Origin of the sequence: Caenispirillum salinarum AK4 (assembly GCF_000315795.1) — a bacterium.
Classification (GTDB): Bacteria; Pseudomonadota; Alphaproteobacteria; order Rhodospirillales; family Rhodospirillaceae; genus Caenispirillum; species Caenispirillum salinarum.
Genome location: NZ_ANHY01000006.1, coordinates 51,600 through 74,906, shown reverse-complemented (window position 1 = coordinate 74,906; position 23,307 = coordinate 51,600). Strand labels below are relative to the sequence as shown.

Genomic DNA, 23,307 nt, shown 5'->3' with positions numbered 1-23,307 from the left:
CGCCCCCCACATGAAGGCACCGATCGTTTCAACCCTCACCGGAGGTTCCGCGTGAAGACCGACACCCCGCGCGTCATCCGCCTCAGCGAATACGCCCCCTACCCCTTCACCGTCGAGTCCCTGGACCTGGCCTTCGACCTGGACCCCAAGGCGACGCGCGTGGAAAGCACGCTCAAGCTTTCGCGCACCGGCGACTCCGGCGCGGCGCTGGAGCTGGACGGCGAGGACCTGCGGCTCGTGTCGGTGGCCATCGACGGCGAGGCGCTGGCGGAAGATCGCTACGAGGCGACCGACTCGGGCCTGCGCATCGCCAAGGTGCCGGACGCCTTCACGCTGACCATCACCACCGAGATCGCGCCCGAGGACAACACCAAGCTGGAGGGGCTGTACCTCTCCAACGGCATGTACTGCACCCAGTGCGAGGCCGAGGGCTTCCGCCGCATCACCTACTTCCCCGACCGGCCGGACGTGATGACCACCTACCGCGTCACCATCCGCGCCGACAAGGGCGTGAACCCGGTGCTTCTGTCCAACGGCAACCGGGTCGACGCCGGGGACCTGGACGGCGGCCGCCACTACGTGACGTGGGAGGACCCGTTCAAGAAGCCCTCCTACCTGTTCGCGCTGGTGGCCGGTGACCTGGCCCGTGTGCAGGACAGCTTCCGCACCCGGTCGGGCCGCGACGTGGAGTTGAACATCTGGGTGGAGCACGGCAACGAGTCCCGGTGCCCGTTCGCCATGGAAAGCCTCAAGAAGGCCATGAAGTGGGACGAGGACGTCTATGGCCTGGAATATGACCTGAACCTGTTCAACATCGTCGCCGTCAGCCACTTCAACATGGGGGCGATGGAGAACAAGAGCCTGAACGTCTTCAACGCCAAGGCCGTCCTCGCCGACCCGGAAACCGCCACCGACGCCGACTACGCCTACATCGAGGCCGTGGTGGCGCATGAATACTTCCACAACTGGACCGGCAACCGCATCACCTGCCGCGACTGGTTCCAGCTGTCGCTGAAGGAAGGGCTGACGGTCTTCCGCGACCAGCAGTTCTCCAGCGACATGCGGTCCGCCCCGGTCGAGCGCATCGATCAGGTGCGCAGCTTGCGCGCCCGCCAGTTCCCCGAGGACGCCGGCCCGCTCGCCCATCCGGTGCGGCCGGACAGCTACATCGAGATCAACAACTTCTACACCGCCACCGTCTACATGAAGGGGGCGGAGGTGATCCGCATGATGCACCGCCTGCTGGGCGAAGACGGCTTCCGCAAGGGCATGGACCTCTACATCGCGCGCCACGACGGCACGGCGACCACCTGCGACAACTTCGCCAAGGCCATGGAGGACGCCTCGGGCCGCGACCTGAGCCAGTTCAAGCGCTGGTACTCCCAGGCGGGCACGCCGCAGGTGGAGGCCGAAGGCCGGTTCGAGGACGGTGTCTATGCCCTGACCATCCGCCAGCACACCGACCCCACCCCCGGCCAGGACACCAAGCATCCCCAGCACATCCCGTTCGAGGTGGGCCTGATCTCGCGCGATGGCGCCGCCCTGCCCCTGCGGCTGGAGGGTGAGCCGGCCGATGGCGAGGCGCCGCTGACCCGCGTGCTGGACGTGACCGAGGCCGAGCAGACCTTCCGCTTCACGGGGCTTGAGGCCGAGCCCGTGCCGTCGCTCAACCGCGGCTTCACCGCGCCGGTGCGGCTGACGGCGCCGTGGTCAGACGCGGACCGGGCGCTGCTCATGCGCTATGACCCCGACAGCTTCGCCAAGTGGGAGGCCGGGCAGCAGTACGCGACGCAACTGCTGCTCAACGCCGTGAACGAGCGCGCCGCCGGCCGCAACGTCGCCCCCGACGCCACCCGCTTCGTCGACGCCCTGGGCACCACGCTGTCCGACGAGACGCTCGACCCCGCCTACCGCGCGCAGATGATGGCCCTGCCGACGGAGGACTATCTTGCCGAGCAGATGCCGGTGATGGACGTGGATGGTGTCCATGCGGCGCGCGAGGCGCTTAAGCGCGACATCGCGGTCACCCACGCCGATCTGTTCACCAAGCTGCGCGACCAGCACCGCGCCGCCGCCGGCCCCTTCGCCCCGACGGCCGAGGGCGCGGGGCATCGGGCGCTGGCGAACGGCGCGCTCGCCTACCTGACCACCGACCCGGCGAATGCGCATCTGGCGGCGGAGCAGTATGACGCCGCCGACAACATGACCGACCGCATGGCGGCCCTTCGGGTGCTGGTGGAACTGGACGTGCCGGAGCGCGACCGCTGCCTGACAGACTTCCACGACCGCTACCAGCACAACGAACTGGCGCTGGACAAGTGGTTCTCCGTCCAGGCCGTCGCCGCCCGGCCGGACACGCTGGCGCGCGTCAAGGACCTGATGAGCCACGAGAAGTTCACCATGCGCAACCCCAACCGGGTGCGCGCGCTGGTGGGCGCCTTCGCCATGGGCAATCCCACCGTCTTCCACGCCAAGGACGGCTCGGGCTATGCCTTCCTGGCCGACCGGGTGCTGGAGCTGAACAGCCTCAACCCGCAGATCGGCGCCCGCCTGCTGCAGCCGCTGGGCCGCTGGAAGCGCATGGACGAGGATCGCCGGAAGCTGATGACGGCGGAACTTGACCGCATCCTGGCCGCGCCTGACCTTGCGCGCGACATCTACGAGATCGCATCCAAATCGCGACAGGCGTAAGGGAGCCGCCGGACCGTGGCCCGCGCCCCCAAAGCCCAGATGCCCGACCGCCCGGCGACGCGGAACCTCAAGGTTCTGCGCCGCACCTGGGCGTTCATGCTGCCCTACAAGGGGCACATCATCGGCGCCTCGCTCGCGCTGATCGTCACCGCCGCCGCAACGCTGTCCATCGGCGTGGGCCTGCGGCGGCTCATCGACCAGGGCCTGAGTGCCGGCGACCCTGCCCTGCTGGACAAGGCTTTGCTGGCCCTGCTGGGCGTCATCGGGCTCATCGCAGCCGGCACCTTCGCGCGCTATTACCTGGTGACGTGGCTGGGGGAGCGCGTGGTCGCGGACATCCGCAAGGCGGTCTTCGACCGGGTGCTCACCCTCAACCCCGGCTTTTTCGAGGTCACCAAGACGGGCGAGATCCTCTCGCGCCTGACCACCGACACAACGCTGATCCAGACCGTCATCGGCTCAAGCGCCTCCGTCGCGCTGCGAAACCTGCTGACGCTGACCGGCGGCCTGGTCATGCTGGCCGTCACCAACCTGGAACTGACCGGGCTGGTGGTCCTGGTGGTGCCGCTGGTCGTCGTGCCCATCGTCTTCTTCGGACGGAAGGTGCGGCGGCTGTCGCGCGAGAGCCAGGATCGTGTGTCCGACATCTCCGCCTATGCCGAGGAGTCTCTGTTCGGCATCCGCACCGTCCAGGCCTTCAGCCACGAGGACGTGGACCGCGCCACATTCGGCCGCGCCACGGAAGGCGCCTTCGACGCCGCCATCAAGCGCACCCGTGCCCGCGCCGCCCTGACCGCCTGCGTCATCCTGCTGGCCTTCGGGGCCATCGGGACGGTGCTGTGGGCCGGCGGGCATGGCGTGCTGCGCGGCGATATTTCCCCGGGCGAGCTGACGGCGTTCGTCTTCTACGCCGTCGTCGTCGCCAGCGCCACGGGCGCGCTGTCGGAGATCATGGGCGATCTTCAGCGCGCCGCCGGGGCCACGGAGCGGCTGGTGGAACTGCTCCAGACCGAGCCCGACGTCGCCATTCCCACCGACCCCAAGCCCCTGCCCCAGCCTGCGGAGGGCCGGGTGACGCTGGACGCCGTGGCCTTCCACTACCCCTCCCGCCCCGACCGGGCCGCCCTGCATGGCTTCTCATTGGACGTGGCGCCGGGAGAGCGCGTAGCGCTGGTGGGGCCGTCGGGGGCCGGCAAGTCGACCGTCATGCAGCTGATCCTGCGCTTCTACGACCCCCACGCCGGCCGCGTGCTGGTGGACGGCGTCGACCTCCGCGAAGCCGACCCGCGCGACGTCCGCCGCCGGCTCGGGCTGGTGCCGCAGGAGCCGGTGATCTTCTCCGCCAACGCGCTGGAGAACATCCGCTACGGCCGCCCCGATGCCTCCGACGACGAGGTCCGCGCCGCCGCCGAGGCCGCGCAGGCGCTGGAGTTCATCGACCGCCTGCCGGAAGGCTTCAACACCTTCCTGGGCGAGAAGGGCGTGCGTCTGTCGGGCGGCCAACGCCAGCGCATTGCCATCGCCCGCGCCCTGCTCCGCGATCCCTCCATCCTGCTGCTGGACGAGGCCACGAGCGCCCTGGATGCCGAGAGCGAGCGGCTGGTGCAGCAGGCGCTGGAGCGGCTCATGCACGGCCGCACCAGCATCGTCATCGCCCACCGCCTGGCGACGGTGGTCGGTGCCGACCGCATCGCCGTCATCGACGAGGGCCGCCTTGTCGCCACCGGCACCCACCGGCAGCTTCTGGACACCAGCCCGCTCTACGCGCGACTTGCGGCGCTTCAGTTTGGACGTCAGGAGGCAGCGGCGTAAGGCTTCTGGCCGTAGAGGTCCAGGTTTCCGTCGCGCCCGCGCACCGGGTGCGGCGGCACGGTGACCCAGCCGCGCGGTGCCTCTCCCGCCGCCGCCAGGGCCTCCCGGCTGGCGATCAGGGACAGGCCCTGCACCTTGCACTCGTCCTGGAGGCGCGCGGCGACGTTGACCGTGTCGCCCAGCACCGTGAACTCCAGCCGGTCGGCCGTGCCCACGGCGCCCACGAAGACGTCGCCGTGGTGCAAGCCAATGCCCACCGCCACCGGTGCCTCACCGGCCGCGGCCATGTCCTGTGACCAGGAATCCACCTCCGCCAGGATGCCACGGGCACAGGACAGGGCGCGCCGCGCAGCATCGGTGCTGTCGTCGGGGATACCGAAGATGATGAGCGCGGCATCGCCGATGAACTTGTCCACTACGCCGCCATGTGCCTCGGCCTCGGCCGTGACGCGGGCGCGGAAGGCGCTGACGAAGGTGCTGACACCCTCGGGCGGCATGCCGCGGGTGCGGGCGGTGAAGCCGCGGATGTCGACGAACATCACCGCCGCCGATTGCCGGGCGCCGCGCTTCAGGGCCTCCACACCCTCGTCCGCCAGCCGCTCTGCCAGTTGGCGCGGCAGGTAGCGGGTCAGGTTGATGCGGTGCTCGGTCTCCTCGGCCATGCGCAGCAGAAGGCGGCGCGCCCGAATGCTGACGACCATCAGCACCAGTCCCAGCAGCACCAGCATCACAAGCCGCATGGCGTTGGGCGGCGGCTCCACAAGGCCGGGCGGTCCGGCCGGCAGTGCGGCATCCAGTCCGATGGTGCCGAGAAGTCCGATGACCCCGCACAACAGCAGCGTCAGATAGGCCTGGAGCCAGGGGTTGTAGCGCAGCGCCCCGAAGGCCAGGATCACCGGCGCCACCCACAGCGCCGGAACCACCACCAGCCAGGGGCCCGGCAGGTCCGTCACCCGCAGGGACAGCGCCAGGCTGCCAGTCAGAAGGGCCACGTCGAGCGTCGAGAACACCCACCCCATCCACGGCCGGTAGGTGCCCCGGTGGACCATGAACCAGGTGGACACGCCCAGCACCAGGAAAGCCAGCGAACTGCCGACCGCCACGGCGATCTGCGGCAGCACGGCATCGTCGGCCGCCTCCAGCGCCGGGCCGACCACCAACGCCACAACGCCCGTGACCAAGGCGACACCGACGGCCACGCGCACCTTCGCGACGGTGCGCTCGGCCTTGATTTCGGCTTCCATGAGAACGCGACGGGCGGCTCGGATCACGGCGGGTCCCTCCCATGCTGCTGTGCAACATGGTAGGCTCGCCCGGCCCCGCGCGCCAGTTGACCGAAAGGCTCAGATCAGGGAAGCGATCCCCACCGCCAGCCAGTACAGCGCCGCCGCCCCGCCGCCCAGTGCCAGGGCGACGGTGCGCATGGGCCGGTTGCCGGAGCCCATGCCCATGCGCGCCAGGCGGGGCGTGAGCACCAGCCAGCCCCACAGCCACAGCGAACTGATGAAGCCCGACCAGATGTAGATGGCGCTCAGGTTGCCGAAGGTCGCACCGTCCAGCAGCACGTGCGGCAGGGACTGGAACACGGCCAGTTGCTGCCGCCCCACCGGGCCGTTCTGCCCGGCGATGCCGGAGAAGACGAAGATCATGGCGATGAGCATGACCAGCGCCTTCACGCCCAGGTCCAGCGCCAGCGTCCGGGCCAGCGCCCGGACGCTCCAGCCCCGCGCCAGGCGTCCGACCACGTCGCGGCAGTAGACCAGGCAGATGTAGTCCACCGCGAGGTTCACCACGATGATGACCTTGAGGAACTGGCCGAACACGGCGCCGCGCTGATAGCTGTCGCTCAGGACGCTGGTCAGGAACACGGGGTTGACGACCAGGAACGTCGCCAGCAGAACCGCGCCGGTCAGCAGGGACAGCAGGATCGCCTTGAAGATGAACCCGAGCCGCCCCGGCGACGGACCGAACAGCCGGTCGAAGGCGCGGGTGAAGGCGGCCGGCGCCTCCGCCGTCGTCAGCGTCTTCAGGTCGCCGCGTCCGGCCAGCGAGGCCGCCAGGCGCTTGCGGTCCTCCTCGTCCTGGGCGGCGTCGCCCACCCACAGCGGCCCGCCCACCAGCAGTGCCAGAAGCCCGCCGGCCCCGGCGGTCAGGGCGACCGCCTCCCAGCTCATGCGCCGGCTCCGCCGCCGGCCTGGGCGCCGAAGGTAAAGCGGCGCTCCAGGCGCTCGAAGGCCAGGTCCGTGACAATCGCCAGCAGGCCGACGACGACGGCACCCTGGATGACATAGGCGATGTTGTCGCCCACAAGCCCCGCGATGATGGGCGTGCCGAGGCTTTTCGCCCCGACGGTGGAGCCGATGGTGGCGGTGCCGATGTTGATGATGACCGACACCCGCACGCCGGCGATGATGACCCGCATCGCCAGCGGCAGTTCCACGCGGAACAGGATCTGCCAGCGGCTCATGCCCGTGCCGCGGGCCGCCTCCAGCGCCGCCGGCGGCACGGTGCCGAGCCCGGCGATGGTGTTCTGGACCACCGGCAGCAGGCCGTAGAGGGTCAGCGCCACGATGGTGGGCGTGAAGCCGAAACCCGCCAGCGGCACCACGATCGCCAGTACGGCGGCCGGCGGAAAGGTCTGGCCGATGGCCGACAGGGCGGAAACGAGCGGCTCGAATTCCCGCCCCATCCGGCGCGTGACGAACACTGCCGCCGCCACGCCGACGCTGACCGAGATGGCCGAGGACACCAGCACCAGCACGATGTGGTCCAGCGTCAGTTGCAGGAAGGTCTCGCGCACGTAGACGGGCGTGTCCAGGTCCGGGAAGGCGTCGCGGAACAGGGGCTCCAGGTCGCGCATGAACAGCACCAGCGCCGCCAGCAGCAGCGACAGCGCGCCCAGCAGCATCCAGCGGCGGGCGTCGGTGCCGGAGACCAGGACGGTCGGCGTCGTCATGGCTGCCGTCCCATGATGCCGTCCATGGTGACCTCTCCGGCCAGGTGCCCGGCGTCGTCCACCACCGGCAGGGCGGTGACGCGGCGCCAGACCATGCGCGACAGCGCCTCCTTCATGGTCATGTCCGGGGTGGCGGTCCAGTCGGTTTCCACCTGGGTCAGGCGGCCGAGGCCCTGCTGCGCCTCCCGCGCCACGCCGAGGCGGGCGCCGAACAGGCCTTCCGGCCGTCCCTGGTCGTCGACCAGCCAGACATGGCCGTAGGAGCGCATGGTCTCGATGATCTCGCCCTGCGAGGCGCGGACGCCGGCATAGGGTGCATCGGCGGTGTACTGGTGGACCCAGCGGCGCGAGAGCAGCTTGAGACCCAGGTCGGACTTGCCCAGAAAATCCTGCACGAAGTCGTCGGCGGGCTCGAACATCAGCTCGATGGGCCGGTCGTACTGCACCAGCCGGCCCTGGTTGAGGATGGCGAACCGGCTGGCCAGCTTCAGGGCCTCGTCCATGTCGTGGGTGACGAAGACGACCGTCTTGCCCGTCTCCTGGTGGACGCGCTGCATCTCGGCCTGAAGCGCCTCGCGCGTGATGGGGTCGAGCGCGCCGAAGGGCTCGTCCATCAGCAGCACTTCCGGGTCGGCCGCCAGCGCCCGTGCGACGCCCACGCGCTGTGCCTGCCCGCCGGACAACTGATGGGGATGCTTGGCGCGGAAGTCCGGGTCCAGGTGGAACAGGTGCATCAGCTCCTCCACCCGGTCGTCGATGCGGCTTTTCGGCCAGCCGAGCAGTCTGGGCACCACCGCGATGTTCTGGGCAACCGTCCAGTGCGGGAACAGGCCGATGGACTGGATGGCATAGCCCATGCGCCGGCGCAACTGCTCCTCGGGCAGGGTGGTGACGTCCTCGCCGTTGAGGATGACGCGGCCGGCCGACAGCGGGATCAGGCGGTTGATCATCTTCAGAGTGGTCGACTTGCCGCAGCCCGACGGCCCGATCAGGACGCAGAATTCGCCGCTGTCCACCGTCATGGACACGTCGGACACGACGTCCTTGCCGCCGTAGGTCTTGGTCAGCCCCTGCAATTCGATCATGCGCTTCCCTCGGGCTTGCTCAGCGTCACCAGGATCTGGAGGAAGAAGTCCGCCGCCACGGCGAGGACGATGGTCGGAATGGCGCCCAGCAGCACCAGGTCGATGGCATACTGCCCGAGGCCCTGGAAGATGAACGTGCCCAGCCCCCCGGCGCCGATCAGCGCGGCGACCACCGTCAGGCCGATGGCCTGCACCGTGACGATGCGCAGACCCGACAGGATCACCGGCAGGGCCAACGGCACCTCCACCTGCCACAGCACCTGGCGCCGCGTCAGGCCCATGCCGCGCGCGGCCTCTATCGTTGACGCCGGCACGCCGGCGAACCCGGCATAGGTGTTGCGCACCACCGGCAGCAGCGAATAGAGGATCAGCGCGATGATGGCGGGCGCCGCGCCGATGCCGCTCACGCCCATGGCGCCCAGGACCGGCACGGCCTCGCCCAGTGCCGACAGGGGGGCCACCAGCAGGCCGAACAGGGCGATGGACGGAATGGTCTGAAAGAAGTTCAGCAGCCCGAACAGCGGCCCGCGCGCCTTGGCCTTGCGCCGCACCAGCAGGCCGAGCGGCAGGCCGATCAGCAACGTCGGCACCAGGGCGGCGCTCACCAGCCCCAGATGGGCCAGCAGTTGGGCGGCGAAGACGTCGCGCTGGTTCAGGTATTCCCGCATGATGGACAGATCGTGGAACACGCCCGCCCAGAACAGGGCCGCCACGCCGCCGGCCATCAGCAGCGTGTAGCCGATCTTGGCCGGCATCCCGGCGTTCAGCCGCAGGAAGGCGTCCAGCGCCACCAGGACCGGCGCGAAAACCAGAATCCAGAACGCCGCACCCAACGACACCCGGGCGGCCGGCGACCCCGCCTCGGCCACGGCGCGCGTGGCGTAGTCGCCGCCGCCGTACATGACCAGCAGGAGGAACGGCAGCGCCGCCGCCAGCACCAGCAGGCGCGCCGGCGTGCGCGCCAACGGCCGGCGCAGGGCCGCGAGCGTCATCGTGCCCGCAAGCACCAGCAGCGCCCCCCATTGCCAGGGCAGCAGCGCCTCCAGCAGGCCCACGGGCTGGCCGGAAACCAGGCGGTTTGGGGCCATGGAGGCGAACGGCAGCAGGACCACACCCAGCAGCCCCGCCACCAGCAACGTCATGAGAACGCGGTTGGCGACGATCCTGCCGCCGCCCTCCGCACCGTCTTCCGGGGATGTGTCAGGCACGAGCCGCGCAGCCCCTTACTTCAGGAGTCCTTCGCTTTCCAGGTAGTCGCGGGCCACCTGCCGGGCGGGCAGCCCCTCGACCTGGATCTTGCCGTTGAGGGTCTGCAGCTTTTCGCGGTTCAGCGAGGTGAACACCGGCTCGATCAGTTCCTTGATCTCGGGATTGGCGTCGAGCACCGGCTTGCGCACCACGGCCGAGGGTTCGTAGACCATCTGCACGCCCTTGGTGTCGTCCATGACCTTCAGGCCGGCCGGCGCGATGGCGCCGTCGGTGCCGTAGACCATGGCGGCGTTGGTGCCGCTGGTGCGGTCGGCGGCAGCGCGGATGGTGGCCGCGGTGTTGCCGCCCGACAGGACCAGCAGGTGGTCCTCGGTCATCTGGAAGCCGTAGGCGTCCTGGAAGCTGGGCAGGGCCGCCGGGCTTTCCACGAACTCGGCCGAGGCGGCAAGCCGCACGTCGCCGCCTTCGTTCACCCAGCGGGCGAAGTCTTCCATAGTGGACAGGTCGTTCTCGTCGGCGACGTCGTTGCGCACGGCGATGGCCCAGGTGTTGTTGGCCGGCGCGGGCTCCAGCCACACCAGGTCATGGGCCTCCATGTCCATCTCGCGGATCTTTTCGTAGCCCTGCTCGGCGTTCTTCCAGGCCGGGTCATCGGCGGTCTTGGTGAAGAACGCGCCGTTGCCCGTGTATTCCGGGTAGATGTCGATTTCGTCGGAAAGAAGCGCGGTGCGCACGATGTTTGTGGGGCCGAGCTGGGTCTTGTTCTCGACCGTGAAGCCGCCGTTCTCCAGCACCTCCACGATCATGTTGCCGAGCAGCGTACCCTCGGTATCGATCTTGGACGCCACCGTGATGGTGTCATCCTGGGCCAGCGCCGGTGTGGCGGCCATGGCGGCGAGAGCGGCACCCGCCAGGGCCCGCTTGATCCGGGTCGTGAACATCGTCGTCATGTACTGCCTAGCCTCCCGATACGTCTGCCTTGGCTGGTCGTCGTCGACTCGGAGTCTAGCCACCGTGTCGCGACGAAACCAGTTAAAGAAGGGGGTGTAAGTCCCTCTCACATAAGATGCGTCAGCCGATGTGCCACCCTTTCGCGGCGCTGGACGCCGGCCGGCGCCCCCCTTTACCCTGCCGGCTCCCAAGAACGCCCGGAGACGACAGGATGATGCAGAAGACGCGACGCTCGGCCCTCATCGGCCTCATGGCCGGCGCCCTGGGACTGTCCGCCGGCCTGCCGGCCACCGCCCTGGCGGAACCGGAGGTGACCCTGCGCGTCGCCCACTTCCTGCCGCCCTCCTCCACCGCCCAGACGCAGCTCATCGAGCCCTGGGCCAAGGCCGTGGAGGCGGACTCGGGCGGCCGCATCGCGGTGGAAATCTATCCCGCCATGCAGTTGGGCGGCCGGCCGCCGCAACTCATCGACCAGGTGCGCACGGGCGTGGCCGACGTGGTGTGGACCCTGCCCGGCTACACGCCCGGCCGCTTCCCGAAGACCGAGGTGTTCGAGCTGCCTTTCATGGTGCCCAGCGCCGAGGCCGGCAGCCAGGCGCTTTGGGCGTTCTATGAGAAACACCTGCGCGATGAATACGCCGATGTTCATCCGCTGGTCCTGCACGTACACGCGCCCGGCACCCTGCACATGCGCGAGGACCCGGTGACCAAGATGGCGGACCTGGAAGGCAAGAAGATCCGCCTGCCCTCCCAGCCCATCGGCCGGGCGCTCGACGCGCTGGGGGCGGTTCCCGTCGGGATGCCCGTGCCTGCCACCTACGAAGCCCTGGAGCGCGGCGTGGTGGACGGGGCGCTGCTGCCTTGGGAGGTCGTCGCCCCGCTGCGCATCAACGAACTGACGCGCCACCACCTGGAGTCGGACCTCTATACGGCCACCTTCCTGTTCGCCATGAACAACGCCACCTACGCCGATCTGCCCGATGACCTGAAGGCCGTCATCGACACCAACTCGGGCGCGGCGCTGGCAGGGAAGGTAGGCCGGGCGTGGGATGCGGCGGAGGTGCCTGCGCGGCAGGCGGCGAAAGAGGCCGGCCACTCCTTCCATGCGCTCACGCCCGAACAGCGCGAGCGGTGGGCGGAGGCGACCCGCCCGGTCATCGCCGAGTGGACCGACCGTACGGAAAACGGCCAGTCCCTTTACGAAGAGGCCAGGGCGCTGGTGGACCGGTTCGCCTCCGAGGGCGAGTAGCGCCGTGCCATCCGTCCCAGCTTCAGCCGGTCGGCGGCTTCCCAGATGCGCTCATGGAAAAAGTAGGCCACCGTGTTCACCATGGGCTCGACCAGGGCGAGCGCGCTGGAGATGGCGATGCTGCCGGTCAGGGCGTAGGCGACCGAGAACGCCACGGTGAAGTGCACCGCGGCGAAGGTGACGGTCTTGATCAGGCTGCGCATGACGGTGGTCCCTGTCCTTGCGGTGGAGCGGCGGTGACGGGGAGACTATCGTGCGAATCATTCGCATTTGCGAGAAGATTCGCATGTGGTTTTTGATCGGATTTTTCTATCGCTCGAACTTCGTCGTCATGAGGATGGACGTCGTGGTGCGCTCCACACCCGGCAGCGCGCCGATCGTGTCCACCAGGGCGTCCATGGCCTCCATGGTCTCGGCGGCGACGACGGCGATCATGTCATGCTGGCCGCTGATGGTGTGCAGCGCGCGCACCTCGGTCATGCGCTTGAGCGCCGTCACGACAGCCGCCGCCTGCTTGGGGTCGACGCTCAGCAGCACGTGGGCGCGGATCATGCGCCGCGCCGTCTCCTCCCCCAGTCGCACCGTATAGCCGGCGATAACGCCCGTTTCCACCAGGCGCCTCAGACGGCCCTGGATGGTGGAGCGCGAGGTGTCCAGGTCCCGCGCCAAGGCGGCGGTGCTCGCGCGCGCGTTGCGGCGCAGACACTCCAGAAGGCGACGGTCGAGGGGGTCCAGGGTCATTTCGCCGGCAACTCCGTCATATCGACGTCAATTGACCATCATTCTGGCAGGTCTGCGGCTTCAAATCGACACCCTTGCCGCCGACACTGGTCCGACAACCACAGTCGGCCATTCAAGGCCGCGGACACCACGGACCGGATCAGGAGAGGTTTCATGCGCGACATCCTCGTGCTCGGCGGCGGCAAGATCGGCGAGACCATCTGCGACTTCCTGGCGGGCAGCGGCGACTACCGCGTCACCGTCGGCGACCGCCACCAGAGCATCCTCGACCGCCTGCCCCGGCGCGAGGCCGTGCGGAAACAGGTGGTCGACGCCACCGACCCGGTCGGACTGCGGGACGCCATGAAGGGCCACTACGCCGTCATCTCCGCCCTGCCCTACGACCTGACGGTCACCGTGGCGGAAGCGGCGCGGGATGCCGGCGTGCATTACCTGGACCTGACCGAGGACGTCGCCAGCACCCGCGCGGTGAAAAAGCTGGCCGAGGGCGCGGAGACGGCGTTCATCCCCCAGAGCGGCCTGGCGCCCGGCTTCATCTCCATCGTCACGCACGACCTGTGCCGGCGCTTTGACGAACTGGACACGGTGGGGATGCGCGTCGGCGCCTTGCCCAAGTACCCGACCAATGCACTGAACTACAACCTCACCTGGTCGACCGAGGGCGTCATCAACGAATACCTGGAGCCGTGCGACGCCATCGTGAACGGCCGTGCGGTTCAGGTGCCGCCGCTGGAGGAGCGGGAGGAATTCTCGCTCGACGGCATGACGTACGAGGCCTTCAACACCTCGGGCGGGCTTGGCACGCTTTGCGAGACGCTGGCGGGCAACGTGCGCGCCATGAACTACAAGTCGGTGCGCTATCCCGGCCACCGCGACATCATGAAGGCGCTGCTCCATGACCTGCGCCTGGGCGACCGGCGCCATGTGCTGAAGGACATCCTGGAGCACGCCATCCCCGGAACCATGCAGGATGTGATCCTGGTGTTCGTCACCGTCAGCGGGCGCAAGAACGGGCGGCTGATGCAGGAATGCTACGCCAACAAGATCTATGGCCGCGAGATCGCCGGCGTCACCTACTCCGGCATCCAGACGGTGACGGCGTCGGGCGTCTGTGCCGTGCTGGACCTGCTGGCGGCCGGCCGCATCGCGCAGAAGGGCTTCGTGAAGCAGGAAGACATCGCCCTGCCCGACTTCCTCGCCAACCGCTTCGGCATGACCTTCGCGCGGGAGGAAGACCTGGCCGCCGAGGTGCGCGTGGCGGCGGAGTAAGGTGAAGCGTGAAGTTTAACCACCAAGACACCAAGACACCAAGACTTTCCGGCTGCGCCGGAATGTGAATGCGAGGGAGGCACGGCCTCCCTCGCGCTCCCGCGACTTCTTTTCTCCGGAACCTGAAACCGCCACACGTCAGGAGGCATGATGACGCGCCTTCGCGCGCAGTCTTGGTGTCGTTGTGTCTTGGTGGTTTATTTCTTCACTACCCGCCCGTCGCGTTCATCGCGCGGCCCGGCGTGGCGCCGCCGTGGAAGCGGTGGCCGTCCGGCTTCAGGCCGATGGCGCGGGCGATGGCGCCCTTCAGCGCATCGGGCTCGGCAGAGCGCAGCGGCCCGCGCAGGTCCACCGCATGATCCTGGCCGAGGCAGGGGTAGAGCATCCCGTCCGACGCCACCCGCACACGGTTGCAGCCGGCGCAGAAGCAGGCGCTGGTGGCGGCGATGAAGCCGATGCGTCCGCCCGTTTCCACGCACCGCCAGTAGCGCGACGGGCCGGGGGTGCGGTGGGCGTCGGGCAGCAGCGTCCAGCGGCGCGCAAGCTCTGCCTTCAGGTCGTCCATGGGGCGGTAATGGCGGTGGAAGTCGAACGCCGCCGGGCCGATGGGCATGACCTCGATGAAGGTCAGGTCATGACCGCGCGCGGCGGCGAATTCCATAAGCCTGTCAATGTGGTGCGGGCTGTCGTTGACGCCCTTCTGAACCACGCAGTTCAGCTTGATGCCCAGCCCTGCCGCCCGCGCGGCGCTGATGCCGGACAGCACGGCCGACAGGTCTCCGCGCCGTGTGATGCGGGAGAACAGGCCGTCGTCGACGGTATCCAGCGACACGTTGACCCGGCCCACACCGGCCGCGGCCAACAGGGGCACGAAGCCCTCCAGCATGCCGCCGTTGGTGGTCAGCGTCAGGGCCTTGAGGCGGCCTGCCGCCCGACGCTGGCCCAGGTGCTCGAGCAGCGCCGGAAGGCCCTTGCGGGTCAGGGGCTCGCCGCCGGTCAGGCGGATGTCGGTCACGCCCAGATCCAGGAAGGCGTCGGCCACCTGGCCCAGTTCCTCGATGGACAGGACGCGGGACTTGGGGGCGAAGGCCTGGTCCTCGGCGATGCAGTAGTGGCAGCGGAAATCGCAGCGCTCCGTCACCGACAGGCGCAGGTAGGTGATGCGGCGGCCCAGAAGATCGGTCAGCGACGGCGCCATGGCGGCGAACTCCGGTTGGGGCTCAAGTCCGCCGGGCCCAGGAGGGACAAGGCCCGGCGGCGGGTGGACGGATGGTCAGCCCTCCGGCTTGGCGGCCGGCTCCGGGTTGGCGTGGCGGTAGACCAGCTCGGGATTGATGCCGTAGGCGCCCTTGGGCAGTTCGTGCGCGATGCCCTTGTGGCAGTCGATGCAGGTCAGGCCCTCGTCGGTGGCGCGCAGGTGGTTCTCACGGGCGCGCTTGGACTGCAGGGTGACGTCCATGGCCTCGAAGTTGTGGCAGTTGCGGCATTCGCGGCTGTCCGTCTCCTTCATGGTCCGCCAGACGCTCTGCGCCATCTGCAGCCGGTGTGCCTCGAACTTCTCGGGCGTGTCGATGGTGCCGAGCGCGGTGTGCCACAGTTCGCGCGTCGCCTTGATCTTGCGCACGACCTTGTGCTGCCACTCGTGCGGCACGTGGCAGTCGGGGCAGGTCGCCCGCACGCCCGAGGCGTTCTGGTCGTGCACCGTGCCCGAGTACTCGACATAGACGTTGTCGCCCATCTCGTGGCAGGAGATGCAGAACTCTTCGTTGTTGGTCATCTCCATGGCGGTGTGGAAACCGCCCCAGAAGACGATGCCGGCGATGAAGCCGCCCACCAGCAGAACACCCAGGGAGATGGCGCCGGCCGGGCCCCAGAACCAGCCCCAGAGCCGCTTGATGAAGTTCGGCTTGCGATCCTGATCATTGGACATTTCTCGTCCCTCCTTGCAACAAAATCAGAGCCTTGCGGGGATCAGTCGCGAGCCGGCTCGAAGGTGTTCTCCACCAGCTCCGGCGCGTCCATCTGGGGCACGTGGCACTGGGTGCAGAACCAGCGGGTGCGCGCCACGTCGTCCAGGCGGTTGCCCTGGCGGTCGACGTAGTGGGTCTCGGAAACCTTGGGCGCGCCGAACTCGGTGTTGAACGGCCAGTCGTGGCAGCTCAGGCACTGGTTGGTCTTCAGGTCGACCTCGTACTTGTCGATGCGGTGCGGGATCAGCGGCGGCTGCTGCCGGTAGGAGCGGCCGAAGCTGTTGCCTTCCTCGACGCCGTGGATGTCCGGCTTGGCGTTGGCCGAGTCGACGGCGACCGGGCCGCGCAGGCTCTGCACGCTGGCATCCGGGCCGGCGGCGGTGGCGGCAAAGGCGATGCCCAGCGCCACGAGACCGGCGCCGGCGGTGGTGAGGATCTTCTGGAAGCGGTTCATCTCGGGTTCTCCCCTGTCGAAGTCATTCGGCGGCGGCCGGCGCGGCCGGGCGGGACTTGGGTTCGGTGTCGTTGGCGGGTTCGACCGTGCGGTGGTCGAACCGATGGGTGAAGGCGAAGACGTCGCGGTGGCAGATGTCGATGCAGCGCCCGCAGTTGGTGCAGTCGCGCGACAGAATGACGGGGGTCTCGCCCTCTCCCCCCTTCAGCGCGGGATTGATGACGTGCGGCTCCGGGCAGACGTGGTAGCAGGCCATGCACTGGTCGCAGGCATCCCGCGCCCGGGCGGAAACCCGCGTCAGGCTGGCGGTCCCGATCAGGCCGTAGGCGGCGCCGACCGGGCACAGATGCCCGCACCAGCCGCGGTTTGCGGCGAAAATGTCGAACAGCACCACGCCGCCGATCAGCATCCAGGCCAGAGAACCTGTGAACACCACCCCAAACACCAGCTCGCGGTGCAGCAGGGTGACGGGGTTCACCACCTCCCACGCGATGGAACCGGCGAGTGCGGAGACGGCCACCACGGCGGCCAGTGCCCAGAGGCGGGCGGAGCGTGAAATTTGCAGGCCCTGCTTGATGCCGAGACGCACCCGCAGCCGGTGGGCGCCGTCGGTCAGCACGTTCACCGGGCAGACCCACGAGCAGAAGGCCCGGCCGCCGAACACGACGTACAGCGCCACCAGCAGCGCGGCGCCGATCCAGGCGGTGGCGATCAGGCCATGGCCCGCCGCCAGCGACTGGACGAACACCAGCGGGTCGGTGAAGGGCACGACCCCCAGGATCTCGCTGGAGGCCAGCGTGCCGCGCATGATCCACACGCCCAGCAGCGGGCCCGTCAGGAACAGCACCAGCGCCAGCGCCTGGCTCACCCGGCGCAGCAGAAGCCACTTGCTGGCGCGCAGGCGCCCCTTGGCGGCGACGGCCAGGCGGGCCGGGTCCTGCGGCAAGACGATGTCGCGGCCGGCGGCGGGATTTTTCGGCGTCGTGCTCATGGCTTGAAGCCTTTCAGCCCGCCCGAGGGCGTGCTCTCAACATGGTCCGGCGAATAGCCCCGGTCCGGCAGGTCGATGGTGTCCTGGATGAGCGCCTCGCCGTGCTTGCGCTTTTCCTCCCACCCCAGCCGGTAGTGTTCGGCCGAGGAGCCCAGCGCCACCTCGCGCGGCAGCACCTTGATGGCGGCCGCCTCGGGCAGCACGCAGGCCTTCTCGCATTTGCCGCAGCCGGTGCAGGCATCAGGATGGACGGTGGGTTCGAAGATGGCGTGCACGCCGGTGCGGGTGTTGGGCCGCATGTCCAGCGTGATGGCCTCGTCGATCAGCGGGCAGACGCGGTAACAGACGTCGCACCGCAGGCCCAGCATGTTCAGGCAGGTGGTGCGGTCGATGAGCACCGCCACACCCATGTCCGCCTTGGTGATGTCGGTCAGGCCGTGGTCCAGGGCGCCCGTCGGGCAGGCGACGACGCAGGGGATGTCCTCGCACATCTCGCAGGGCACGTCGCGCGCCGTGAAGAAGGGCGTGCCGATGGGCGCCTCGTCGGCCACCCCGGCCAGCTTCAGCGTGTCGTACGGGCAGGCGCGGACGCACAGGCCGCAGCGCGTGCAGGCGGCCAGAAAGTCCCGCTCGTCGGCCAGCGCGCCCGGCGGACGCAGGGCCTGGGCGGCCTTCACCGTGGCCTGGCCGGCGACGATGGTGTGCAGGCCCAGCCCGAAGACCGCCGCCACACCGACCGCCTTGGCGGTACCGGTGAGCATGGCGCGGCGGCTGGGACCGCCCTGTCCTGTTCCCTTGCGTGTCGTCATCTCTTAGTCCCCTCTCGGGAGGGGGCGGGCGGCGGTTCAGGGTTCTTCCGGGCCGCCGCCCGTCACTCTCCGCGCACCTGCGCTCAGGCCTTCACCACACGGCAGGCGGCCTTCTTGAAGTCCGTCTCCTTGGAGATCGGGCAGGTCGCGTCGAGGGTGAGCTTGTTCACCAGCTGGCTTTCATCGAACCAGGGGATGTAGACCACGCCCTTGGGCGGCTTGTTGCGCCCGCGGGTTTCGACCGTTGTGGTCACGGTGCCGCGCCGGGTCTGCAGGTCGACCGGCTGGCCGCGCCGCAGGCCGCGTTCCTTGGCGTCCAGCGGATGCATGAACAGCACCGCGTTGGGGAAGGACCGATGCAGTTCGGGCACGCGTCGGGTCATGGAACCGGAGTGCCAGTGCTCCAGCACGCGCCCGGTCACCAGCCACAGGTCGTACTCGTCGTCGGGCACCTCGGCCGGCGGCTCGTAGGGCAGCGCGAAGATCACCGCGCGGCCGTCGGGCTTGCCGTAGAACTCCACCTCCTTGTCACCGTTGACGTAGGGGTCGTAGCCCTTGCGGAAGCGCCACAGGGTTTCCTGGTCGTCCACCACCGGCCAGCGCAGGCCGCGCGACTGGTGGTACATCTCGAAGGGCGCCAGGTCGTGAGCCTTGCCGCGGCCGAAGATGGCGTATTCCTCGAACAGGCCCTTCTGGATGTAGAAGCCGAAGTCGCGGGCCTCGTCGTTGAGCTGGTCGTCGGCCAGTTCCGTCAGCGGGTAGGCGTCCACCTGGCCGTTGGCGTACAGCACGTCGTAGAGCGTCTTGCCGCGGTACTGCGGGTTGGCGTCCAGCATCTCGGCCGGCCACACCTCGTCGGTGGTGAAGCGCTTGGAGAATTCCACCAGCTGCCAAAGGTCGGACTTGGCGCCGTTCGGCGGGCTGACCTGCTGGCGCCAGAACTGGGTGCGGCGCTCGGCGTTGCCGTAGGCGCCTTCCTTCTCCGCCCACATGGCGGTGGGCAGGATCAGGTCGGCGGACAGGGCGGTGACCGTCGGGTACGGGTCCGAGACCACGATGAAGTTCTCGGGGTTGCGGTAGCCCGGATAGGTCTCCTCGTTCAGGTTGGGCGCCGCCTGCATGTTATTGTTGCACTGGACCCAGTAGGCGTTGAGCTTGCCGTCCTTGAGCATGCGGTTCTGCAACACGGCGTGGTAGCCGGGCTTTTCCGGGATCAGGCCGGTGGGCAGCTTCCAGACCTTTTCGGCGTAGGCGCGGTGGTCGGGGTTCATGACCACCATGTCGGCCGGCAGGCGGTGGGCGAAGGTGCCGACCTCGCGCGCGGTGCCGCAGGCCGACGGCTGGCCGGTCAGGGAGAACGGGCCGTTGCCGGGCTCGCTGATCTTACCGGTCAGAAGGTGGATGTTGTAGACGAGGTTGTTGGCCCAGGTGCCGCGGGTGTGCTGGTTGAAGCCCATGGTCCAGTAGGACACGACCTTCTTGGACGGATCGGCGTACAGCTTGGCCAGCGCGATCAGGTCCTTTTCAGGCACGCCCGAGATCTCGGCGGTCTTCTCCACCGTGTAGTCGGCGACGAAGGCCTTGAAGGTCTCGAAGTCGATGGGATCGGAGGCGCCCGCCTTGTCAGCGTTGGCGGCGGCCTGCTCCAGCGGGTGTTCGGGGCGCAGGCCGTACCCGATGTCCGTGGCGCCCTTGCGGAAGTTGGTGTGGGCGTTGACGAAGTCCCAGTTCACCGCGTCGTTCTGGATGATGTAGTTGGCGATGAAGTTGAGGATCGCCAGGTCCGAATGCGGCTTGAACAGCATCGGCAGGTCGGCCAGTTCGAAGCAGCGGTGCTCGAAGGTCGACAGCACGGCGACCTGACAGCCCGAGTGCGTCAGGCGGCGGTCGGTCAGGCGCGACCACAGGATGGGGTGCATCTCCGCCATGTTGGAGCCCCACAGCACGAAGGCGTCGGCGTGCTCCAGGTCGTCATAGCAGCCCATGGGCTCGTCGATGCCGAAGGTGCGCATGAAGCCGGCGACGGCCGACGCCATGCAGTGGCGGGCGTTGGGATCGATGTTGTTGGAGCGGAAGCCGGCCTTGAACAGCTTGGCGGCGGCATAGCCTTCCCACACCGTCCACTGGCCGGAGCCGAACATGCCGATGGCCGTCGGACCCTTATCCTTCAGGGCCTGCTTCCACTTCTCGGCCATGATGTCGAAGGCCTCGTCCCACGACACGGGCTCGAAGTCGCCTTCCTTGTCGTAGACGCCGCCCGACTTGCGCAGCATGGGCTGGGTCAGCCGGTCCTTGCCGTACATGATCTTGGACAGGAAGTAGCCCTTGATGCAGTTCAGGCCCTTGTTGACGGGTGCATCCGGGTCGCCCTGGGTGGCGACGATGCGGTCGTCCTTGGTGCCGATCAGCACGCCGCAGCCGGTGCCGCAGAAGCGGCAGACGCCCTTGTCCCACTTGATGTCGGAGGTGCCGGCGGCGGCCTTGGCGGCCCCGGCGGGAAGGCTGACGCCCGCCACGGCGGCGGTGGCGGCGGCGGCGTTGGCCTTGATGAACGTGCGGCGGGTGGTCTTCATGCCTCGATCTCCCCTTCCAGGGCCTTGGCGTCCTCGAAGTGATGGAAGACGAGGGAGGACGCCGCCACCCCGTCCCAGTCGTTGATCTGACGGATGCGGTCCAGCGCGCTGGCCTCCTCCGTATCCTCCACCACGACGACCAGGCGGCCGTCGTCGGTGGCGGCATGGACCTCGCAGCCCGTCGTCGCGCCCAGGCGCTCCGACAGGGCCGCGCTGCGGTCCGGGCGGGCGTGCACCAGCAGCCCGCAAATGTTGACGAGCGCCGCGTTCAGCGGCGGCGCCTCGCGTTCGGTGCGTTCAAAGCGTCCCGTGCGCATGGGTCGCGTCCCCTCCTCAGGCGGCGAAGGTCACGGCGACGGCCCCCGCCGGGCACGGCCCGACGCAGGCACCGCAACCGGTGCAAAGGTCGGGGTCCAGCTCAGGGCTCGAGCGGCCGCCGACGGAAAGACGGAAACGGATGGCGCCGGCCTCGCACTGCTCGCCGCACACGCGGCAGACCACGCCCGCCGCCGAAAGGCAGCCGGCGCCGATCGCGATGCCGTGCGTCCAGGCGGGGCCTGGCGCGGCCTCGGACGCGGGGCGGATGGCGCCGGGGCGGCAGGCATCGGCGCAGGCGCCGCAGAACTCACAACCGGCCTTGGAAAAATTGACTTCCGGCACGCCAGAGGCCATGACAATGACGCCGGTCGGGCAGGCATCGGCGCAGTCACCGCAGCCGCTGCAGGCGTCCAGGAACCGCCGTTCAGGCAGGGCGCCCGGCGGCCGTACGGCCTCGACGGTGCGTGCCCCGGCCAAACGGCGGAACAGGCCCCGGCGGGTCACCTTCTGGTCTGATACTGCGGTATTGGTTGCGGCCATGACGGCCTCCGGCACAAAGCGTTTATGGCACCTTTGTACTGCCGAAAAGTCCGCATATCAACTGAGGGGATTGCTCGGATTTTCGTCCTACCGCGCCGCTCGGGATTGCAGTTTTCAAGGACTTAGCCGCCATTTCCGCCGAAGCCGTTGGGTTACAGCGGTTTCACCTCAGTCAAGAGAGCACCATGACCTCCCAACCGCGCCGAGAAACCATTCGCTCTAATACAGTACCTTCGGACCGACCCTCTTCCTGGATGACGCGCCGCTACGTGCTGGCCCTGGCGGCGGTGGCCCTGCTGGCGGTGTCGGGTCTGGCGGCCTTTCAGGCCATGGCGGCGGCCTATGACAGGACTTTGGCGGTGGTGAACATCTCCGGCCGGCAGCGCATGCTCAGCCAGCGAATCGCGCTCTACGCGGATTCGCTGGCCGATGACGAATGCCGCCGCCCCCGCACCGAATGCGTGGCGGACCTGGCCGAAGCGATTGAAACCTTCCGCCGCGCCCACCACGGCCTGGCCTACGGCAGCGAGGTCCTGGACGTCCCCGGCCCCACCAGCCCCGCGATCTCGGCCCTGTATTTTTCCGGCGAGCCGTCTCTTCACCAGCGTGTGCTGCGTTACATCAATGCCGCCGAACAGGTGGTCGACGCCGCGCCCGAGGACCTGACGCCGGACCATCCGGCGGTCGCCTACATCCTGACCCAAGGTCCCGGTCCCCTTCTCGAGTCCTTGGACCAAGTGGTGCTTCAGTATCAGTTGGACGGCGAGGAAGCCTACGAAACCCTGCGACGGCTAGAGATTGCGGTGGTCACCCTGACCCTGCTGACCATCCTGCTGGAGGCGTTGCTGATCTTCCGCCCCATGGTCCAGCGCACGCAGACCCAGTTCGACCACATCGAGCGCATGGCCGAGCATTTGCGCCGCGCCAACGAGACGCTGGAACAGCGCGTCGCGGCGCGCACACGCGATCTGGCGGACGCCAAGGCCGACGCCGACAAGGCCAATCAGGCCAAGTCAAAGTTCCTGGCGGCAGCCGGTCACGACATGCTCCAGCCCCTGCAGGCGGCGGAGATGTTCGCCGGCCTGCTGGCGGCCGAGCCGTTGTCCACCCGCGGCGAGTCGCTGCTTGCGGAGTTGCGGCGCACCCAGGACTCCCTGCGCCATCTGGTGCGGTCGGTGCTCGACGTCTCGAAGCTGGAGGCCGGCACGGTGACGCCCAGTTTCCAGCCGGTGCCGGTGCGCGCCCTGCTCGACGGCCTGGCGGCCGAGTTCGGACCACAGGCGCTCGACCGGGACCTTCGCCTGAATGTGGTGGCGCCCGACGTGGCGGTGGAAAGCGACCCGATCCTGCTGGAGCGCGTGCTGCGCAACCTGGTCGGCAACGCGCTCCGCTACACCGATGCCGGCGGCGTGGTGCTGGGCGCCCGCGTGCGCGGCGACCGGGTGTGGCTGCAGGTGGTCGACAGCGGCGTCGGCATGGAAACCAACGACCTCAACCGCATCTGGCAGGAGTTCGTGCAGGTCGGCACCAAGGCGCACGACCGCAGCGAAGGCCTGGGTCTGGGCCTCGCGATCGTGGAGCGCCTGTGCCGCCTGCTCGGCCACCGGGTGTTCGTCAACTCGCGCGTCGACCACGGCAGCTGCTTCACCGTGGACTGCCGGCGCACCGACCTGCCGCAGGACGCCTGAG

The 23,307-nt window shown here is 68.8% G+C and carries 21 protein-coding genes; 5 read left to right on the top strand and 16 right to left on the bottom strand.

Translation table 11 applies throughout. The features are described from left to right. Positions 1–51 precede the first annotated feature (51 nt). Together pepN and C882_RS06715 are read left to right on the top strand one after the other, a co-directional pair. Positions 52–2,691 (top strand): aminopeptidase N, encoded by a 2,640-nt coding sequence (pepN, locus tag C882_RS06720; protein ID WP_009539822.1) that lies wholly within the window; start codon positions 52–54, stop codon positions 2,689–2,691. Between the two features lie 39 nt (positions 2,692–2,730). Further along, positions 2,731–4,503, top strand: a complete 1,773-nt coding sequence (locus C882_RS06715) for an ABC transporter transmembrane domain-containing protein (protein WP_043644079.1) — start codon at positions 2,731–2,733, stop codon at positions 4,501–4,503. Here C882_RS06715 and C882_RS06710 read toward each other — a convergent pair. The 6 genes from C882_RS06710 to osmF form a co-directional block, all read right to left on the bottom strand. Continuing rightward, positions 4,485–5,774 (bottom strand): adenylate/guanylate cyclase domain-containing protein, encoded by a 1,290-nt coding sequence (locus tag C882_RS06710; protein ID WP_009539820.1) that lies wholly within the window; start codon positions 5,772–5,774, stop codon positions 4,485–4,487. The genes C882_RS06715 and C882_RS06710 overlap by 19 nt on opposite strands. Positions 5,775–5,846: 72 nt before the next feature. Beyond that, positions 5,847–6,677 (bottom strand): hypothetical protein, encoded by an 831-nt coding sequence (locus C882_RS06705; protein ID WP_009539819.1) that lies wholly within the window; start codon positions 6,675–6,677, stop codon positions 5,847–5,849. Continuing rightward, on the bottom strand, positions 6,674–7,459 hold the full coding sequence (locus C882_RS06700) for an ABC transporter permease (RefSeq protein WP_009539818.1): 786 nt from the start codon (positions 7,457–7,459) through the stop codon (positions 6,674–6,676). The genes C882_RS06705 and C882_RS06700 overlap by 4 nt, the downstream gene beginning before the upstream one ends. Beyond that, positions 7,456–8,544, bottom strand: a complete 1,089-nt coding sequence (locus C882_RS06695; RefSeq protein ID WP_009539817.1) for an ATP-binding cassette domain-containing protein — start codon at positions 8,542–8,544, stop codon at positions 7,456–7,458. The genes C882_RS06700 and C882_RS06695 overlap by 4 nt, the downstream gene beginning before the upstream one ends. Further along, positions 8,541–9,752, bottom strand: coding sequence for an ABC transporter permease (locus C882_RS06690; protein ID WP_009539816.1), 1,212 nt, complete (start codon positions 9,750–9,752; stop codon positions 8,541–8,543). The genes C882_RS06695 and C882_RS06690 overlap by 4 nt, the downstream gene beginning before the upstream one ends. A gap of 15 nt (positions 9,753–9,767) precedes the next feature. Beyond that, the gene (gene osmF / locus C882_RS06685; protein ID WP_009539815.1) at positions 9,768–10,703 is read right to left on the bottom strand and encodes a glycine betaine ABC transporter substrate-binding protein OsmF; all 936 of its coding nucleotides are present in this window, start codon (positions 10,701–10,703) and stop codon (positions 9,768–9,770) included. A gap of 212 nt (positions 10,704–10,915) precedes the next feature. On the opposite strand from osmF, the gene C882_RS06680 reads away from it, so the two are divergent. After that, positions 10,916–11,953: a TRAP transporter substrate-binding protein gene (locus C882_RS06680; protein ID WP_009539814.1), complete on the top strand. Its 1,038-nt coding sequence runs from the start codon at positions 10,916–10,918 to the stop codon at positions 11,951–11,953. On the opposite strand, the gene C882_RS06675 is transcribed toward C882_RS06680, so the two are convergent. Both C882_RS06675 and C882_RS06670 read right to left on the bottom strand, forming a co-directional pair. Beyond that, positions 11,902–12,156, bottom strand: coding sequence for a DUF2061 domain-containing protein (locus tag C882_RS06675; RefSeq protein ID WP_083875724.1), 255 nt, complete (start codon positions 12,154–12,156; stop codon positions 11,902–11,904). The two genes, C882_RS06680 and C882_RS06675, sit on opposite strands and share 52 nt — an antisense overlap. 106 nt (positions 12,157–12,262) lie before the next feature. After that, complete coding sequence (locus C882_RS06670; protein ID WP_009539813.1) at positions 12,263–12,694, bottom strand: Lrp/AsnC family transcriptional regulator; 432 nt, start codon at positions 12,692–12,694, stop codon at positions 12,263–12,265. Between the two features lie 153 nt (positions 12,695–12,847). Here C882_RS06670 and C882_RS06665 point away from each other — a divergent pair, with 153 nt between their 5' ends. Then, a complete protein-coding gene (locus C882_RS06665) occupies positions 12,848–13,963 on the top strand; it encodes a saccharopine dehydrogenase family protein (RefSeq protein ID WP_009539812.1) in 1,116 nt (371 codons plus the stop codon). A gap of 208 nt (positions 13,964–14,171) precedes the next feature. Here the strand turns inward: C882_RS06665 and moaA are convergent, their stop codons facing one another. The 8 genes from moaA to napF form a co-directional block, all read right to left on the bottom strand. Continuing rightward, entirely contained in the window at positions 14,172–15,161 is a 990-nt protein-coding gene (gene moaA, locus C882_RS06660; RefSeq protein WP_009539811.1) for a GTP 3',8-cyclase MoaA, read from the bottom strand. Positions 15,162–15,236: 75 nt separating this feature from the next. Beyond that, complete coding sequence (locus tag C882_RS06655; protein WP_009539810.1) at positions 15,237–15,893, bottom strand: NapC/NirT family cytochrome c; 657 nt, start codon at positions 15,891–15,893, stop codon at positions 15,237–15,239. A 41-nt stretch (positions 15,894–15,934) separates the two neighbouring features. Beyond that, complete coding sequence (locus C882_RS06650) at positions 15,935–16,387, bottom strand: nitrate reductase cytochrome c-type subunit (RefSeq protein WP_009539809.1); 453 nt, start codon at positions 16,385–16,387, stop codon at positions 15,935–15,937. A 22-nt stretch (positions 16,388–16,409) separates the two neighbouring features. Further along, the gene (napH, locus tag C882_RS06645; protein ID WP_009539808.1) at positions 16,410–17,378 is read right to left on the bottom strand and encodes a quinol dehydrogenase ferredoxin subunit NapH; all 969 of its coding nucleotides are present in this window, start codon (positions 17,376–17,378) and stop codon (positions 16,410–16,412) included. Next, a complete protein-coding gene (gene napG / locus C882_RS06640; RefSeq protein WP_009539807.1) occupies positions 17,375–18,187 on the bottom strand; it encodes a ferredoxin-type protein NapG in 813 nt (270 codons plus the stop codon). Before napG ends, napH begins: the two co-directional genes overlap by 4 nt. Positions 18,188–18,270: 83 nt before the next feature. Then, the gene (gene napA, locus C882_RS06635; protein WP_009539806.1) at positions 18,271–20,760 is read right to left on the bottom strand and encodes a nitrate reductase catalytic subunit NapA; all 2,490 of its coding nucleotides are present in this window, start codon (positions 20,758–20,760) and stop codon (positions 18,271–18,273) included. Then, positions 20,757–21,077, bottom strand: a complete 321-nt coding sequence (locus tag C882_RS06630) for a chaperone NapD (RefSeq protein ID WP_009539805.1) — start codon at positions 21,075–21,077, stop codon at positions 20,757–20,759. The genes napA and C882_RS06630 overlap by 4 nt, the downstream gene beginning before the upstream one ends. Positions 21,078–21,093: 16 nt before the next feature. Beyond that, entirely contained in the window at positions 21,094–21,618 is a 525-nt protein-coding gene (napF, locus tag C882_RS06625; protein ID WP_009539804.1) for a ferredoxin-type protein NapF, read from the bottom strand. Positions 21,619–21,872: 254 nt separating this feature from the next. Here napF and C882_RS06620 point away from each other — a divergent pair, with 254 nt between their 5' ends. Then, positions 21,873–23,306, top strand: coding sequence for an ATP-binding protein (locus tag C882_RS06620; RefSeq protein ID WP_009539803.1), 1,434 nt, complete (start codon positions 21,873–21,875; stop codon positions 23,304–23,306). Position 23,307 lies beyond the last annotated feature (1 nt).

Bases quoted from the DNA above. Each gene is read 5' to 3' on its own strand.
- C882_RS06715 (WP_043644079.1), top strand. From the start codon at position 2,731: ATGCCCGACCGCCCGGCGACGCGGAACCTCAAGGTTCTGCGCCGCACC.
- C882_RS06705 (WP_009539819.1), bottom strand. From the start codon at position 6,677: ATGAGCTGGGAGGCGGTCGCCCTGACCGCCGGGGCCGGCGGGCTTCTG.
- C882_RS06700 (WP_009539818.1), bottom strand. From the start codon at position 7,459: ATGACGACGCCGACCGTCCTGGTCTCCGGCACCGACGCCCGCCGCTGG.
- C882_RS06695 (WP_009539817.1), bottom strand. From the start codon at position 8,544: ATGATCGAATTGCAGGGGCTGACCAAGACCTACGGCGGCAAGGACGTC.
- osmF (WP_009539815.1), bottom strand. From the start codon at position 10,703: ATGACGACGATGTTCACGACCCGGATCAAGCGGGCCCTGGCGGGTGCC.
- C882_RS06680 (WP_009539814.1), top strand. From the start codon at position 10,916: ATGATGCAGAAGACGCGACGCTCGGCCCTCATCGGCCTCATGGCCGGC.
- C882_RS06675 (WP_083875724.1), bottom strand. From the start codon at position 12,156: ATGCGCAGCCTGATCAAGACCGTCACCTTCGCCGCGGTGCACTTCACC.
- C882_RS06670 (WP_009539813.1), bottom strand. From the start codon at position 12,694: ATGACCCTGGACCCCCTCGACCGTCGCCTTCTGGAGTGTCTGCGCCGC.
- C882_RS06665 (WP_009539812.1), top strand. From the start codon at position 12,848: ATGCGCGACATCCTCGTGCTCGGCGGCGGCAAGATCGGCGAGACCATC.
- moaA (WP_009539811.1), bottom strand. From the start codon at position 15,161: ATGGCGCCGTCGCTGACCGATCTTCTGGGCCGCCGCATCACCTACCTG.
- C882_RS06655 (WP_009539810.1), bottom strand. From the start codon at position 15,893: ATGTCCAATGATCAGGATCGCAAGCCGAACTTCATCAAGCGGCTCTGG.
- C882_RS06650 (WP_009539809.1), bottom strand. From the start codon at position 16,387: ATGAACCGCTTCCAGAAGATCCTCACCACCGCCGGCGCCGGTCTCGTG.
- napH (WP_009539808.1), bottom strand. From the start codon at position 17,378: ATGAGCACGACGCCGAAAAATCCCGCCGCCGGCCGCGACATCGTCTTG.
- napG (WP_009539807.1), bottom strand. From the start codon at position 18,187: ATGACGACACGCAAGGGAACAGGACAGGGCGGTCCCAGCCGCCGCGCC.
- napA (WP_009539806.1), bottom strand. From the start codon at position 20,760: ATGAAGACCACCCGCCGCACGTTCATCAAGGCCAACGCCGCCGCCGCC.
- C882_RS06630 (WP_009539805.1), bottom strand. From the start codon at position 21,077: ATGCGCACGGGACGCTTTGAACGCACCGAACGCGAGGCGCCGCCGCTG.
- napF (WP_009539804.1), bottom strand. From the start codon at position 21,618: ATGGCCGCAACCAATACCGCAGTATCAGACCAGAAGGTGACCCGCCGG.
- C882_RS06620 (WP_009539803.1), top strand. From the start codon at position 21,873: ATGACGCGCCGCTACGTGCTGGCCCTGGCGGCGGTGGCCCTGCTGGCG.